This is a genomic window from Christiangramia gaetbulicola (assembly GCF_003054225.1).
In the GTDB taxonomy this organism is placed as follows: Bacteria; Bacteroidota; Bacteroidia; order Flavobacteriales; family Flavobacteriaceae; genus Christiangramia; species Christiangramia gaetbulicola.
Map to the genome: position 1 here is coordinate 242,395 of NZ_QBKQ01000002.1, position 14,536 is coordinate 256,930.

Consider the following 14,536-nt stretch of genomic DNA (forward strand, 5'->3'; position numbering starts at 1 on the left):
ATATTCTAAACCTTATTACAGAAGATCACTATTTTCTCATTTCTCATATTGGTAGTAAAGAAAATATAATCATTCCCACCTTCTTTAATTTTGAATTTCTTTCGGATATTTTCTACGGTTTCCGGGAAATTTCTGGTGGTGATATTAGCTTTTTTAGACTTAAAGTATCGCTTTAATTCAGAAAGTTTAAATTCTTTTATATCAATTATTTTAAACGAGCGTCCTGGGAAATCTTTTAGCTCTTCTGAAGTGTATAAATGAGAATGCTGATGGAGTTTTTGAGTACCGGTTTTTTCTGATACCAGATCAAATAATCCGCTCTTCATTATAGCGGCATTAGGCTCATATAAATATGCTTTAGGGGAACTATATTTTACTTCTGTTTTACTTTTTTCAAACCTCCCGGATAACTCCTGAATCCTTTCTATTTCGAAATTCATAGTTTTAATTACGGGAGTTCCGGAAAGCTCTTTATTCAGGATCCATAATAATTCCTTGACTTCATTGCGAACTGCTATAATATGAACTTCCTTAACAAATCTCAATTCCTGGATTCCTGCAGTAATATCCAGAATAGGGGAACTCTTGACTAGTAAGTTACCTGAGTTCTGAAAGATCATTTTCAGATGCTTTGGAATGTTCGGCTCACAATCTTCAAACTTGTAAACTTTACCGCCATGATCATCTCTTCTGGCGGGATCTGTATATACCCAGTCAAAATTCTTTTTAAACTCATTAAGAACCTTTAAACCATCTCCAGGATGCACTACAATATTATCAGCCTTGAGGACTTGGAAATTATGCTGAGCTACTTCAGCGAGTTCTTCATTCAGTTCACAGTAGTGGAATTCGTCGAAATTTTTTGAAATGAAATAAGAATCTATACCTAATCCGCCGGTTATATCTATTCCGCTTTCACCTTTAATTAGCGAAGCCTTATATATCGCAGTTACTTCAGAAGACGTTTGTTCCAGATTTAATTTAGGCGGATAAATGATATCAGGATTCTTATAAAATTCAGGAAATTTCTTTTCGGCAATCTTTAATCCTTTTATCTGTGTTGCAATTTCCTGTATGCTGACGTTTTGAAACGGACTACCTTTTAATATAAGGGAAGGCAAATCTTTCTTAAGATTCTTTTCAATGAATTTTGAAACTTCAGGAGAAAGGATCGCCTTGTTGAGCATGAGAAATTACAGGTCTCTGGTTAACCTCTTAACGATCTTGTATTCGCTTAATGATTCTTTAGCGACCACCTTTAAGGCGGTGTAAAACGGTACTGCTACAACCATCCCAGCTATACCGAACATCAAGCCCGCGATCAAAATAATGAGGAAGATCTCAAGCGGATGCGATTTTACACTGGCACCAAAGATCATTGGTTGAGAGATAAAATTGTCTATTAACTGACAGATCCCGTAGCCCAACATCACATAAATAAGCCTGGGTAGGATCACCGAGGTGAAGTCTGCACCAAGGAAACTGGAGATAACAAAAAGTCCCATAAGAATCCCAGCTAGAAGCGGCCCCAGGTAAGGCACCAGGTTTAAAAATGCACATATAAATGCAATAGCGATAGGGTTATTGATCTCAAAGACCGTAAGAAGTATTGTATACAAAATAAAGAGTACAGAGATCTGCAAGGTCAATCCAACAAAATACCTGGATAGCAAGACCTTGATCTTGTTAAATACCCTCTGGAATTTTTGTTCTTCACCGCGATTGGCGAATACTAGAATACTGTTAAGCATTAGTTTGCTATCCTTCAAAAAGAAGAAGGATATGAACAGGATAGAAAAAACTGCAATCAGGGTCGCTCCAAGAATTCCGAAGACATTGTTCAGAAACTGAGGGATAAGACTTATATCAAAATTTTTAACGAATTCACTTCTTTTAAGCCCTTCAATGATGTTTATCTCTTCAACACCAAGGTAATTATTGATCTGGGTATTAAGGTCGTTCAGGTCGCTCTTAAAAGCTTCAATATCAATTTGACCAAGGTATTTGCTTTGCTCGATAACGATGGGAACAAAAACGAAAATGATGCCTACAAAAACAGAAAGCACGAGGATCAAAACGGTGATAACGGCAAGTTGATTTGGTAGCCGGAGTTTGTTTCTAAGGAAAATAACAATTGGTCTTCCAATAAGGGCAATTACTGCCGCAACGGCAACGTAAACGATCACTGACTGGACTTCCCATAAAAAGTAGAGCAGAAGAACGATACCAATCATGATACCTGTTGCTCTTAATATTCCGTTTGCAAATTCATGTGCTTTCACAGCGTAAATATATTATTTCTTAGCAAACTTGTTCAATGCTTTAGTAATTTCGTATAACGCTATTCCAACAGACTGTGCTACATTCATGCTGCTGTTTTCACCAAACATTTCTATATGGTGAAAGTCTTTACATAAGGCTAAAATATCTTCTGAAATTCCATGTCTTTCATTTCCAGCGACTAAGACCAGTTTTTCCTCGTCCTGAACATTGATCATGTGAATTGGCTTGCTGGTAGAGGTTATCTCTATGGCGATAGATCTATACCCGTTTTGCTGAAGATCCTTTAGAACCGCAACGGGGTCTTCCTGGAATTCATGTGCTACCGAATTATAGGTGTTTCTGGCCGTACGCTTAAGCCTGTTACTTTTTAGGTTTGGAGCTGTTCGGCAGAAAATCATCTTTTCGATACCAAAGGCATCTGCCAGTCTAAACAGACTGCCAAGGTTTGCTTCACCCATTACATTGTCCAGTAACAGGATAATTGGAAATTCCTTTTTTTGAAACGAGGTTTCGTTATGCGTAAGTTGATCGATCAATTCTCGAAGGCGTATTTTACAATGTTAGCACCCATTTTTAAGGCTTTAAGGCGAACTTCTTCCGGATCATTATGAACTTCAGGACTTTCCCAGCCATCGCCAAGATCACTTTCAAAAGTAAATAGTAAAACTAACCTGTCTTCTTCAAAGATCCCAAATGCCTGTGGTGGGAGCGCATCGTGTTCGTGTATTTTAGGTAAACCATTTGGAAAATCGAATGCTGCAGAAAATATTTCATGATTCGCTGGAACTTCGGTTAGCTCTTTTTCCGGAAATAATTTTTTGATCTCGGTACGGATGTATTTGTTCATTCCATAATTGTCATCGATATGTAAAAACCCGCCACTAAGAAGATAATTCCTGAGGTTCTCCACCTCTGCGTCGTTGAAAACAACATTGCCATGCCCGGTCATATGCACCAACGGAAACTGGAAAATATCGGTGCTTCCCGGTTCTACCGTTTCAGGTTTTTCATCTATGCGGGTATTGATATTTGAATTGCAAAATTTAATAAGATTGGGCAGAGCAGTAGGATTAGAGTACCAGTCACCGCCACCGTTATATTTTAAAACCGCTATTTCCTGCGCATTGACAATGCCAGAAAACCCGATGAGAATAATATAGATTAATAGCCGCAGCTTTTTCATTTATAATTCCTGATTTTTCATCGCAACCGTATGGCAAGCGACTATGGCAGCCGTTTCTGTTCTAAGCCTGCTGTCTCCTAGGCTTATTTGTTCCCAGCCATACTTTAGCGCGAGATCAATTTCTTCCTTGCTGAAATCTCCCTCAGGCCCGATCAAAATATTCACAGCCTGCCAGGGGTGAACTTTCTTTTGAAGGTATGGTTTTTCCATCACATCCTCACAATGGGCGATCAATTTAGACCCATGAAGTTTCTTTTCCATGAAATCTTTGAAAGTAACTGGTTCATTCAGTTTTGGAAAACGAGAGTGAAGAGATTGCTTCATGGCGCTAAGAAGCACTCTTTCATATCGCTCAAGTTTCACCACTTTTCTTTCGCTATGATCACAGATGATTGGAGTAATTTCGTGAACCCCGATCTCCATGGCCTTTTCCAAAAACCATTCATATCTATCGTTCATCTTGGTAGGAGCAACGATCATATGGAGATAATAGGGCGGGGGCGGTTCTTTTTCCGCTGAAATGATCTTTATCGTGCATTGTTTAACGTCGGCTATTATGATTTCAGCTTTAAAGATCAATCCTTTCCCATTGGTAATATTCAAAATATCGCCCTCAGACTTCCTTAAAACCTTGACAATATGCTTGCTTTCATCTCTTGAAAAGGTGACCTGTGTGTCTTTTTCGGTGATTTCAGGATTGAAGAATAGCTGCATATTAAAATTTATATCTGGATTGCGCGGTAATAGAAAAATTGGCGAAATCCTCTTTCAGGAATTTATGATACCCGGCAATACCTATCATGGCAGCGTTGTCTGTGGTATATTCAAATTTAGGGATATAACATTTCCAGCCCCATTTCTTTTCAGAATCTTTTAAAGCCTGTCTAATTCCGCTGTTTGCTGAAACTCCGCCGCCGATGGCTACCTGGTTGATGCCGGTTTCCTTCACGGCTTTTTTCAGCTTATCCATAAGTATTCCTATGATGGTATATTGAATGGAAGCACAAATATCTTTCAGGTTCTTTTCAATGAAATCGGGGTCATTTTTAGTTTCTCGTTGCACAAAATACAGAACTGAGGTCTTGAATCCACTAAAACTGAAATTCAATCCGTCTACTTTTGGTTTCGGAAATTTGAAAGCTTTGGGGTTTCCTTCACGCGCATATTTATCTACTAAAGGTCCGCCGGGATAAGGCAGCCCAAGAATTTTAGCGCTTTTATCGAAAGCTTCTCCAACCGCATCGTCTATGGTCTCTCCAATAACTTCCATTTCAAAATAGTCGGTCACCTTTACGATCTGGGTGTGACCACCACTAATGGTCATCGCCAGAAAGGGAAACTCGGGTTTATCGAAATCTGGTTCTTCAATGAAATGAGCCAGGATATGCGCTTGCATATGGTTTACCTCGATTAGGGGAATATTAAGTCCCATCGCTAAAGATTTTGCAAATGAAGTCCCTACAAGTAACGATCCCATTAATCCCGGTCCTCGGGTAAAGGCGATTGCAGAAACATCTTTTTTATCGATATTTGCCTTCGCCAGCGCCTGGTGGATCACAGGAACAATGTTTTGCTGGTGAGCCCGTGAAGCGAGTTCTGGAACTACTCCTCCATATTGCTGATGCACTTCCTGGGTAGCAACAATATTAGAAAGGATTTTTCCGTTGCTGAGTACAGCCGCGGCTGTATCATCGCAGGAAGATTCAATGGCGAGAATGTTGATTTTTTGGTCTAGCATCAGAAATTATTGAACATAGAAGTTGTAAATTAGACGCAAAGTTAAAACATAAAAACGTATCAAAAAATTCTGGAAAATACTAACTAAAACGCTGGTTGCCCTCGTTTTGTTATTCATTATTTTATTGATAGTATTTTCTATTCCTGCAGTACAAACATCTGTTGCTAAAAGACTTACTGATTCTCTTAAGGAGAAGAATGATGTAAACCTTTCTATTGGTCGTGTCTCTTTAGGATACTTTGGGAATATAAAACTCAATGAGATATATGTTGAGGATCATCATGAAGATACCTTATTAACGGCAAGAGAGATACGCTCTTCTATCTTAAGTTTAACCAATCTTATCAACAATTCACCTAATCTTGGGGACAGCCGGGTAGAGGGTCTGAACCTTCGTATGCGTCGGTATAAAAATGAGGATCGCGATAACCTGGGTATCCTTATCGAAAAATTGCGTAAGGAACCTACCGGTGATCCACCGCATTTTGAGCTAAATGCAAAAAATGTTCAGATCTTGAATAGTAAATACAGTTATATCGATGAAAATCTTGATGCACAGGATGTTTTGATCGTTGACAGTTTGAACATCTTTGCGAACGAGCTGCAGATAGATGATGAAAATATCGATATAGATATTGCTATGCTTCGCGGGTATGAGCACCGTGGGATCAAAATAAATAATCTTTCCACCCAATTCCACTACGATCCTACCAAAATGCAATTGGAAGAAATGCAATTGCAAACACCGGGTTCTATCGTAAATGCCGACCTGTATTTTAATTATGAGCTTTCAGATTTCGCAGATTTTGAGAATCTGGTGCAGGTGGAAGCAGAATTCAGGGAAAGCGTTTTGTCCAGTAATGATCTCAAGGCTTTCTATGATGGGTTTGGACAAGATCAGGTTCTTAACTTCCAGACGAAACTAACTGGTACCCTCAATGATTTTAAGCTTGAAAATTTTCAATTACAGGGATTGGACAGGACAGAGATCTATGGAAATTTCCAGGTAAAAGGCTCATTTTCTAAAGATCCCGAAGAATTTAGTATGGATGGTAGTTTTTCAGATTTCAATACCAATTACTACGATATCGTGAATTTTCTGCCCGGCCCGTTATTAGGGAAATTACCTGAAAACCTTAGAGAATTCGGGAATGTGAATTTAAAGGGGCACACTTTCGTTACCAATTCTTCCCTGGACGCCGATGTTTACTTAAGTAGCCAGCTGGGCTCTGCCGATGCAGATTTTGTTCTGAACGATTTCAATGAATCATCCACGGCTACCTATAAAGGGAAATTGATATTTAAGGATATCAACCTGGGCCGGCTTATTAAGAACGAACAGTTAGGTAAGACAAGTTTCAACCTGGATTTTGATGGTGGTGGTTTTAATCCTGAAGACCTTAATACCAAGCTTAAAGGAGGAATTTCCAAGATCACTTATAATAATTACACCTATAAGGATATTCGGTTGATCGGGAACCTGCGTAATCCTTTATTCAATGGTTATTTTGTTTCAGACGATCCTAACCTTCAGATGGAATTTAACGGTTTGATAGATGTTTCCGAGGATATAAACATTTACGATTTTGAAGCTTCTGTGGATTATGCTGATCTAAACACGCTTAATTTCGTGAGCCGTGACAGCGTTTCGGTCTTTAAGGGAGATGTGATCATGAATATGAAAGGGACCAATATCGATAATGCTTTCGGAGATATCTTATTGTTGAATACCTCTTATAAAAACCAAAACGACCTTTACTATTTCGATGATCTTAATATTACTTCCAGCTTCGAAGGGGAAGTACGTACGATTACGATAAACTCTCCAGACGTTATAAATGGTGAAGTGACCGGTATTTTCAAGATGAGCGAGGTAGGATCGCTGGTAGAGAATTCTATAGGTAGTATCTATACCAACTATAAGCCGAAGACGATCACCACGAATCAGTATATGGAATTCGATTTTGATATATATAATCAGATCGTGGAAGTTTTCTTTCCTGAGATAGAATTGGCGCCAAATACTTTTATTCGAGGAAGGGTTGAGTCTGATGAATCTGAATTCCGGCTCACTTTTAAATCCCCCAGGATCGATGTTTTCGATAATATGATCGAGGATATTAACCTGCAGGTAGATAACACAAACCCTATTTATAATACGTTCTTTGAAGCAGATAGTGTTGCTACAGATCTTTATAATTTCTCAGAATTCAGTTTTATTAATGTTACCCAGAGAGATACCTTGTTTATTCGTTCGGAATTCAAGGGAGGGAAATCCAACAATGATGTTTTTAACCTGAACCTTTTCCATACCATCAATGAAAACGGTAAATCTGTAGTGGGTATACAGAGGTCAGATTTTAAATTCAAGGATAATGTCTGGTATCTGAATGAAAACAGCAATCGAAATAACAAGATAGTTTTTGATAACAGCTTCAGGGATCTGCAAATAGATTCTCTGGTGATGAGCCATAAGAATGAGGAGATAAGGCTAAGCGGGCAGTTGCGCGATTCCACCTATAAGAATTTCAAGATGAAATTTGTGAACGTGGATATAGGCAAGATCACTCCAGAAATTGATAGCCTAGACCTTGCGGGTACCGTAAATGGAGATCTGGATCTGCTTCAGGAAAGCGGGGCATATTTCCCAACGACAGACCTGAAAATAGATTCCCTGAAGGTTAATGATACTTTTATGGGAGATCTAAGCCTTGATGTAAGAGGTAATGAAGATCTCACGAATTATTCTGTATATGCCCTTCTGAAAAAACAGGGTATGGAATCGCTTTCGGCAATTGGAGATATTAATGTCGCGGGCGAAGAGCCTCTTATCGATCTTGAAGTAAACCTGAATAAACTTAATCTATCCATCTTTACACCTCTGGGAGCAGATGTACTAACAGATATCCGGGGTCTGGCCACGGGTAGGGCATTTGTGACGGGGAATTATAAGAACCCCGATTTTTCGGGAAGTCTCAGGCTGAATAAAGCCGGACTAAGAATTCCTTACTTAAACGTAGATATAGATCTACAGGATGCGGCGAGGGTGAACCTAACCAAGCAGCAATTCGTTTTTGATAATATAGAGATCGTCGATACAAAATATAATACCCGTGGTATTCTGGACGGTATTATTTCGCATAAGAACTTTTCACAATGGTTCCTGGACCTTTCTCTTAATTCCAACAGGATGCTAGTTCTGGATACCAAGGCCGAAGAAGATGCACTTTATTACGGTACTGCTTTTATAGATGGGGAAGCAACCATCAAAGGTCCTACAGATGAGCTGGTAATAGATGTTACTGCAGCTACTGAAAGAGGAACCGTTTTCAAGATTCCTTTAAGTGACACCGAATCTGTTGGAGATAATTCATTCATCAGGTTTTTAAGTCCGGAGGAAAAAGCAGCGAGACTTGCTGGTGAGGATATAGAGATCCCGGAAGTAAAAGGTATAGAGCTGATCTTTGACCTGGACATTACCAACGATGCCGAAGTAGAAGTGGTAGTCGATAAGACCAGTGGTAGCACGCTGAGAGGTCGCGGTTCTGGAAACCTGTTATTGGAAATTAACACCAACGGAAAATTTAATATGTGGGGTGACTTCATCGTTTACGAAGGAGTCTATAACTTTAAATACGCTGGCCTGGTACAAAAAATATTTACGGTGGAATCTGGTGGTAGTATCAACTGGGATGGAGATCCTACAGATGCCCAGCTGGATGTAAGCGCAGTTTATTCGCTTAATGCGAACCCGGCGGTATTACTGGAAAATCCATCAGTTAACCGAAAGATCCCGGTAGAAGTGGTTATCAATCTGCAGGGAGATATAGAGCAACCTGAAATTGGTTTTGAAATAGATTTTCCAAGTGCCAGCTCAACCGTGAAATCTGAGCTGCAATACAGAATAGATGACAGAGCAACAACAGAATTACAAGCTTTATTCCTGGTAACCCAGGGAACTTTCTACAGCGAATTTGGACTCAGAGGCGCGGCTATTTATGGTACCCTTGCCGAAAGGGCTTCCAGTATTGTAAATGATATTTTCGCAGATGATGATGGTAAGTTCCAGGTTGGAGTAAATTATGTTCAGGGTGATAGAACGCCAGATCAGCAGACCGTGGATAGATTCGGGCTTACCTTATCTACCCAGATCTCAGACCGGGTTATTATCAATGGTCAGGTTGGAGTACCTATTGGTGGAGTGACCGAATCTGTTATCATTGGTGACCTGGAGATCCAGTTTCTTTTAAATGAAGAAGGAACCCTTCGAGCTAAGGTCTTTAACCGTGAAAATAACATTCAGTTCATTGGGGAAGAGATAGGTTTTACCCAGGGAGTTGGACTTTCTTATAATGTAGATTTCGATACTTTTAAAGAGTTGATCAGGAAAATCGCCAATACTCAGATCGAAGAACCAGAAGAGGACGACGATACAAAACTGGAGGCTGCAAAGTCTTTTGCTCCCGGATATATTAATTTTTCTGAAGAAGAAAACTGATAAATTTTAATATTTATTTAATCCTGTGTCTTCAGCATACTTTTAACTTTGAAAGAAGTATACCGTTTTGCTTAGATCTTAAAATTTAGTTTGTAGATTTAAGTTTCAATTTTCATTATTTATGACTAAAAAAGTTAGACGTATAGGAGTGATGACCTCTGGTGGAGATTCTCCTGGTATGAATGCCGCGATCAGGGCAGTTGTAAGAACCTGTGCTTATTACCATACAGATTGTGTAGGTTATTACCAGGGTTTCCAGGGGATGATCAATGGAGATTCAGTTAATTTGAATGCACGTAGTGTTCGTAATATCGTGAACCAGGGTGGGACCATTTTGCAGTCTGCCCGTTCCAAGGAGTTTATGACTAAGGAGGGTAGAGCCAAGGCTGCTCAAAACCTTAAAGAGGCCCAAGTTGACGCCATGATCCTGATTGGTGGTGACGGTACTTTTAGAGGTGGACAGGTATTTAGCCAGGAACACGAAATTCCGGTTATTGGCGTGCCGGGGACCATAGATAATGATATTTACGGCACCCATTTTACGATAGGCTATGATACCGCTCTTAATACGGTAGTAGAAGCCATAGATAAAATCAGGGACACCGCCAGTTCCCATAACAGGCTTTTCTTTGTGGAAGTAATGGGCCGTGATGCCGGTTTTATTGCTTTAAATAGCGGAATTGGAGCTGGTGCGGAAGAGATCCTTATTCCTGAAGAAGATCTTGGATTGGAAAGATTATTGGACTCTCTTGAAAGAAGTAGAAGAGCCGGGAAAACTTCCAGTATCGTAGTGGTTTCTGAAGGTGATAAAATTGGTAAGAATGTTTTTGAACTGGCAGAATATGTGAAGAAGAATCTTCCTTATTATGATGCTAGGGTAACCGTGCTAGGGCATATTCAAAGAGGAGGAAGACCAAGCTGTTTTGATCGCGTACTTGCCAGCAGGCTTTCTGTTAAAGCAGTTGAGCTATTACTGGATGGCAATAAAGATCTTATGGTAGGAATGATGAATAACGAGATTGAGTCTTGTAGCCTGGATCAGGCATTAAAAGGAAAACATAATATCAATAAAGATCTTTTAAGGATTTCTGAAATATTATCAACTTAGAATGAAGACAATTGCGATCATTGCTCATGATGGTAAAAAGCCTGAAATGGTGCAGTTTTTAAACGAAAACAGGGATATTCTTCACTCCAAACAATTAAAGATCATAGCTACCGGCACCACGGGTTCTAAAACCGAGGCTGCCGGTTATGAAGTAGAAAAATTATTGTCGGGGCCTTTAGGCGGGGATGCGCAAATAGCGGCGAGGATCGCTGAAAAAAAGGTGGACATGGTAATATTCTTCCGTGATCCATTAGACAAACATCCTCACGAACCCGATATTTTTATGTTGATGCGCTTGTGCGATGTGCACAATGTTCCATTAGCAACGAATCCGGCGACGGCCAGACTTTTAATTCGAGGCCTGGAATAATTAGAATTTCACCGCGATCGCGCTGATCTCTACATTCACGAATTTAGGTAGATTGGCTACCTCTACCGTCTCTCTTGCTGGAGCATTTTCAGAATCAAAATATCTTGAATAAACTTCATTAATCTTTCCGAAGTTATTCATGTCACTAATAAAGATCGAAGTCTTTACAATGTGATCCATGCTAAGACCAGCCTCGGTGATTATTGCTTTAAGGTTCTCCAGCACCTGCACGGTTTCTTTTTCCAGGTCATCTGTAATTAAATCCCCACTTTTAGGATCGAGTGCAATTTGCCCGGAAACATAAAGTGTATTTCCTGCAAAGATCGCCTGGTTATAAGGGCCGATAGGTGCAGGGGCATTGTTGGTTTGGATTACTTTTTTCATTCTGATGATTTATTTTTTAGTTGAATTCTAAGTGAATTTTACTTCAAATGAAGTTGTACTATATAATTTAATCTAACTAAAGATTCTTCACTTCGCTGGCGCTTCGTTCTGAATGAAAAAAAACAATTTTTCCGATTGCAGAACCTTCCTGAAATGAAGATAAAATTATTTATTTGAACCAGTTCCGAAGAAACAGACTATTTAGATTTTAACCTTCTTAAGACTGATTTCCTAATCTATAATCGTCTATCTGGAGCTCTTCTTTGTTCGTATTTGATATCACTTAACACGTTCGCTTTTATCCTGATCAAAAAGTTCCAGGATTTCCTGTCTCCAAAAGGTACCCAGCTAAAGCTCATCATCCAGCTATTTAGATCCCTCTGGAATCTAAGCTGGGTAGGGGTAACTCCGTTGTTTACAAGATCGTAACCAGAGCTCACTCCAACCTGCCATTTCGGGGCAAGTTCCACATTTCCGTTGAACATGATAGAGTGGGCAGAAATATCACTTTGCCTGGCGTTATTTGAGTAATTCATGGAATAGGCGAGCCTTACATCCCACGGCACCTTGTAGTTGTACCAGCCATTTTCGTTTTCTGTTTCTTTACCTTCAAAAGGATCGTCATCGAATAATTCACCGTCCGGACCCATGCCTTTTCCGAAGAGGTCATCTGGTCTACCACCATTTCTATAAGTTTCATTATCCAGATCGTCTGTATCATCTTCGTCTTTACCATCAAAATCCTTACTGGAAAAAGCATAACCAAAGTTTACCGTTCCATTGGTGAGCCTGAAGAGGCTTCCTCCATTTTCGATATTCAGCTTATCAATTCTCCGGTTATTGTTATTCAGGGCATAAATGTCCAGGTTTCCTCCAAAGTTTATGTCCAGCTTATTCTTAACGATAGGAATAGAACCACGTATGATAATTGGAGACAATCTCAACGAATCCCCAGCCAGGTTATAGCTTGTGCTAATGCTTAAGTTATTTAAAAGGGTGATCCTTTTAGGTTCTATAGCCGTACTGTCCTTGTCTCTTACCTTGGCTTCAAAAGTGTTGCTTAAATTAAAACCGATAGAGCTGGAGAAATTCTTACCTGGAGCACCATAAAGGGTTCCGTCGAACCTTGAATAATCAACCAGTTCAACAATATCTTCGGTATTAGGATCATCCCGCTCATAGGTATCGTAGAACCTGTCGAAGGCAGGATTGAGGTTATAACTTACCGAAGGTCTCATAACATGCCTTATGGCCTGTATCTTTTTATCCTTTCCAAAATTCTTAAGACCATAGACGGTTGTACCAATACTAGCGTTGAAATTATAGGTTCTATAGGAATCAAATCCGCTAATGGTGTCCACCACCACATCGTCGATAATGGGATCGTATGACCTTTCAAATGTTTTTGAAACCCAGGTTTCCTCGTAACTGGTTCCCGTACTTACACTCAGAAATTTGAAAATCTTGAAGTTGGTAGACAGAGGAATGGAATGTTGCGCTCCTAATCTGGCATCCTTGAACATTTCAGACTTAAAGAACAGGGAGTCTACCGTGTTCATTTGATTCTCTGCTCTCAGGTTATATTGCAGGTTTATATTCTGAAAAAAACCTTTTTTCGCTCCACCCTTGGGTGCAAAAGGAAAAATTCTGGACATGCTTAATTGAAGGGTAGGCAGGCTAAGATTTATCTCCTGGGTTCTCGTATTTTGAGAGTGCCTTGCCGCTAAACTAAGGTTCACCTGTGGTTCTCCCGGGAATGTTTTGCTATAAGAGACCGATGAACTTAAGGTGTTATTCAGGTAGTTCCCCTGGTTTGCCTGGTTAATAGATTCCGCGTAATATTCACTACTACCAAGGTTTACAGATGCCGAAAATCTCGAGCTGGGATTAGCCTTAGGATCCTGGTTGTGGCTCCATTGCAGGTTATAGGAGGATCGCTCACTAAAATCGGGAAATCCACGCTCACTATTGAACAATTTCTCATACCTGATCCGGGCATTACCACGGTAACGATAACGGTTGGCATAATTTGAAGAAAATTCGAGCGTATAAGATCCATTGGTGAAATAACTACCTATGGTCAAAAGATCCACATAGTCACTAATAGCGAAATAATATCCTCCGTTCTGTAAGTTATAACCATACTGGCTATCACCAAAGGATGGTATTATAAAACCGGAAGTTTCTTCATCTGTTAATGGGAAATATCCAAAGGGGAGACCTAACGGCGTTGGTACATCTGCGATATACATATTCACCAGCCCGGTTACGATCTTTTTTTCTGGGACGAATTTTATCTTTCTCGCGTAGAAATAATATTCAGGGTTGTCTACATCTTCAGAAGTTGTGAATCGCACATTCTTCATGAAGTATACCGAGTCATTTTCCCTTTTGGTCACCATTCCTTTTACATTGAATTCGGCTTCCTGTGTTCTGGAATTATAGACCAGTGCTCGTTGCGAATCAAAATTGAACCTGATGGAGTCTGGTTCCACCTTCCTTTGGGCCTGGGTGAAAATTGGCTTTTGAGTATATTCACCAATTGAATCTGTGATCCCATAAGCATATACTTCGTTCCTTTCATTGTCTATAATTATAAGCCCGGCTTCAATGGTCATGTCCCCATAATCGATCTTAGCTTCATTGTATAGATACATCTTATTGTCCTTTGGACTAAGGCGCATATAATCTTTAGCAGTATAATTAACCACATCGGTTAAAAATCGTGGTTTTCTTACGCTATCTGTCTTAACGGTATCCTGCTGCTGAAGCTGCTTAGAGATCTCGTCTGAATCTATGGCAGGTGCTATGGAATCCTTTTCAGATCTTACAGGAATAGAATTGGTTTCAACCTCCTGTGCATGAAGAACAACTGAAAAGAACAGCGTAAAAACGAAGCAAAAAAGAGTATTGGGGATATTTGTTTGCAATGCTTTAAGTGCTATTTTTGTACGGATTGGCTTGCTTTTTGC

The 14,536-nt window shown here is 39.7% G+C and carries 11 protein-coding genes; 3 read left to right on the plus strand and 8 right to left on the minus strand.

The window, feature by feature from the left end; translation table 11 throughout:
* Positions 1-5 precede the first annotated feature (5 nt).
* Genes C8P64_RS07725 through tsaD form a run of 6 tightly spaced genes read right to left on the minus strand, consistent with a single transcriptional unit; the run spans position 6 to position 5,204 of the window.
* Positions 6-1,187: a class I SAM-dependent methyltransferase gene (locus tag C8P64_RS07725; RefSeq protein WP_108171502.1), complete on the minus strand. Its 1,182-nt coding sequence runs from the start codon at positions 1,185-1,187 to the stop codon at positions 6-8.
* Positions 1,188-1,193: 6 nt separating this feature from the next.
* The gene (locus C8P64_RS07730) at positions 1,194-2,282 is read right to left on the minus strand and encodes an AI-2E family transporter (protein WP_108171503.1); all 1,089 of its coding nucleotides are present in this window, start codon (positions 2,280-2,282) and stop codon (positions 1,194-1,196) included.
* 12 nt (positions 2,283-2,294) lie between these two features.
* Positions 2,295-2,819, minus strand: a complete 525-nt coding sequence (locus C8P64_RS07735) for a TrmH family RNA methyltransferase (RefSeq protein ID WP_108171504.1) — start codon at positions 2,817-2,819, stop codon at positions 2,295-2,297.
* A complete protein-coding gene (locus C8P64_RS07740; RefSeq protein ID WP_108171505.1) occupies positions 2,816-3,466 on the minus strand; it encodes a DUF4159 domain-containing protein in 651 nt (216 codons plus the stop codon). The genes C8P64_RS07735 and C8P64_RS07740 overlap by 4 nt, the downstream gene beginning before the upstream one ends.
* Positions 3,467-4,180: a 16S rRNA (uracil(1498)-N(3))-methyltransferase gene (locus C8P64_RS07745; protein WP_108171506.1), complete on the minus strand. Its 714-nt coding sequence runs from the start codon at positions 4,178-4,180 to the stop codon at positions 3,467-3,469.
* Between the two features lies 1 nt (position 4,181).
* On the minus strand, positions 4,182-5,204 hold the full coding sequence (tsaD, locus tag C8P64_RS07750) for a tRNA (adenosine(37)-N6)-threonylcarbamoyltransferase complex transferase subunit TsaD (protein WP_108171507.1): 1,023 nt from the start codon (positions 5,202-5,204) through the stop codon (positions 4,182-4,184).
* A gap of 124 nt (positions 5,205-5,328) precedes the next feature.
* Here tsaD and C8P64_RS07755 point away from each other — a divergent pair, with 124 nt between their 5' ends.
* From C8P64_RS07755 to C8P64_RS07765, 3 genes are all read left to right on the plus strand, one after another.
* Positions 5,329-9,702, plus strand: coding sequence for a translocation/assembly module TamB domain-containing protein (locus C8P64_RS07755; protein WP_245889676.1), 4,374 nt, complete (start codon positions 5,329-5,331; stop codon positions 9,700-9,702).
* A 121-nt stretch (positions 9,703-9,823) separates the two neighbouring features.
* On the plus strand, positions 9,824-10,810 hold the full coding sequence (gene pfkA, locus C8P64_RS07760) for a 6-phosphofructokinase (protein ID WP_108171509.1): 987 nt from the start codon (positions 9,824-9,826) through the stop codon (positions 10,808-10,810).
* A gap of 1 nt (position 10,811) precedes the next feature.
* Entirely contained in the window at positions 10,812-11,180 is a 369-nt protein-coding gene (locus C8P64_RS07765; RefSeq protein WP_108171510.1) for a methylglyoxal synthase, read from the plus strand.
* Here C8P64_RS07765 and C8P64_RS07770 read toward each other — a convergent pair whose 3' ends face one another.
* Positions 11,181-11,564 (minus strand): RidA family protein, encoded by a 384-nt coding sequence (locus tag C8P64_RS07770; RefSeq protein WP_108171511.1) that lies wholly within the window; start codon positions 11,562-11,564, stop codon positions 11,181-11,183.
* 236 nt (positions 11,565-11,800) lie between these two features.
* The gene (locus C8P64_RS07775; protein ID WP_108171512.1) at positions 11,801-14,494 is read right to left on the minus strand and encodes a putative LPS assembly protein LptD; all 2,694 of its coding nucleotides are present in this window, start codon (positions 14,492-14,494) and stop codon (positions 11,801-11,803) included.
* Positions 14,495-14,536: the final 42 nt, after the last annotated feature.

What these genes read in the sequence shown, in the direction of transcription:
- C8P64_RS07745 (WP_108171506.1), bottom strand. Translation starts at nt 4,180, where the DNA reads ATGCAGCTATTCTTCAATCCTGAAATCACCGAAAAAGACACACAGGTC.
- C8P64_RS07725 (WP_108171502.1), bottom strand. Translation starts at nt 1,187, where the DNA reads ATGCTCAACAAGGCGATCCTTTCTCCTGAAGTTTCAAAATTCATTGAA.
- pfkA (WP_108171509.1), top strand. Translation starts at nt 9,824, where the DNA reads ATGACTAAAAAAGTTAGACGTATAGGAGTGATGACCTCTGGTGGAGAT.
- C8P64_RS07770 (WP_108171511.1), bottom strand. Translation starts at nt 11,564, where the DNA reads ATGAAAAAAGTAATCCAAACCAACAATGCCCCTGCACCTATCGGCCCT.
- C8P64_RS07765 (WP_108171510.1), top strand. Translation starts at nt 10,812, where the DNA reads ATGAAGACAATTGCGATCATTGCTCATGATGGTAAAAAGCCTGAAATG.
- tsaD (WP_108171507.1), bottom strand. Translation starts at nt 5,204, where the DNA reads ATGCTAGACCAAAAAATCAACATTCTCGCCATTGAATCTTCCTGCGAT.
- C8P64_RS07740 (WP_108171505.1), bottom strand. Translation starts at nt 3,466, where the DNA reads ATGAAAAAGCTGCGGCTATTAATCTATATTATTCTCATCGGGTTTTCT.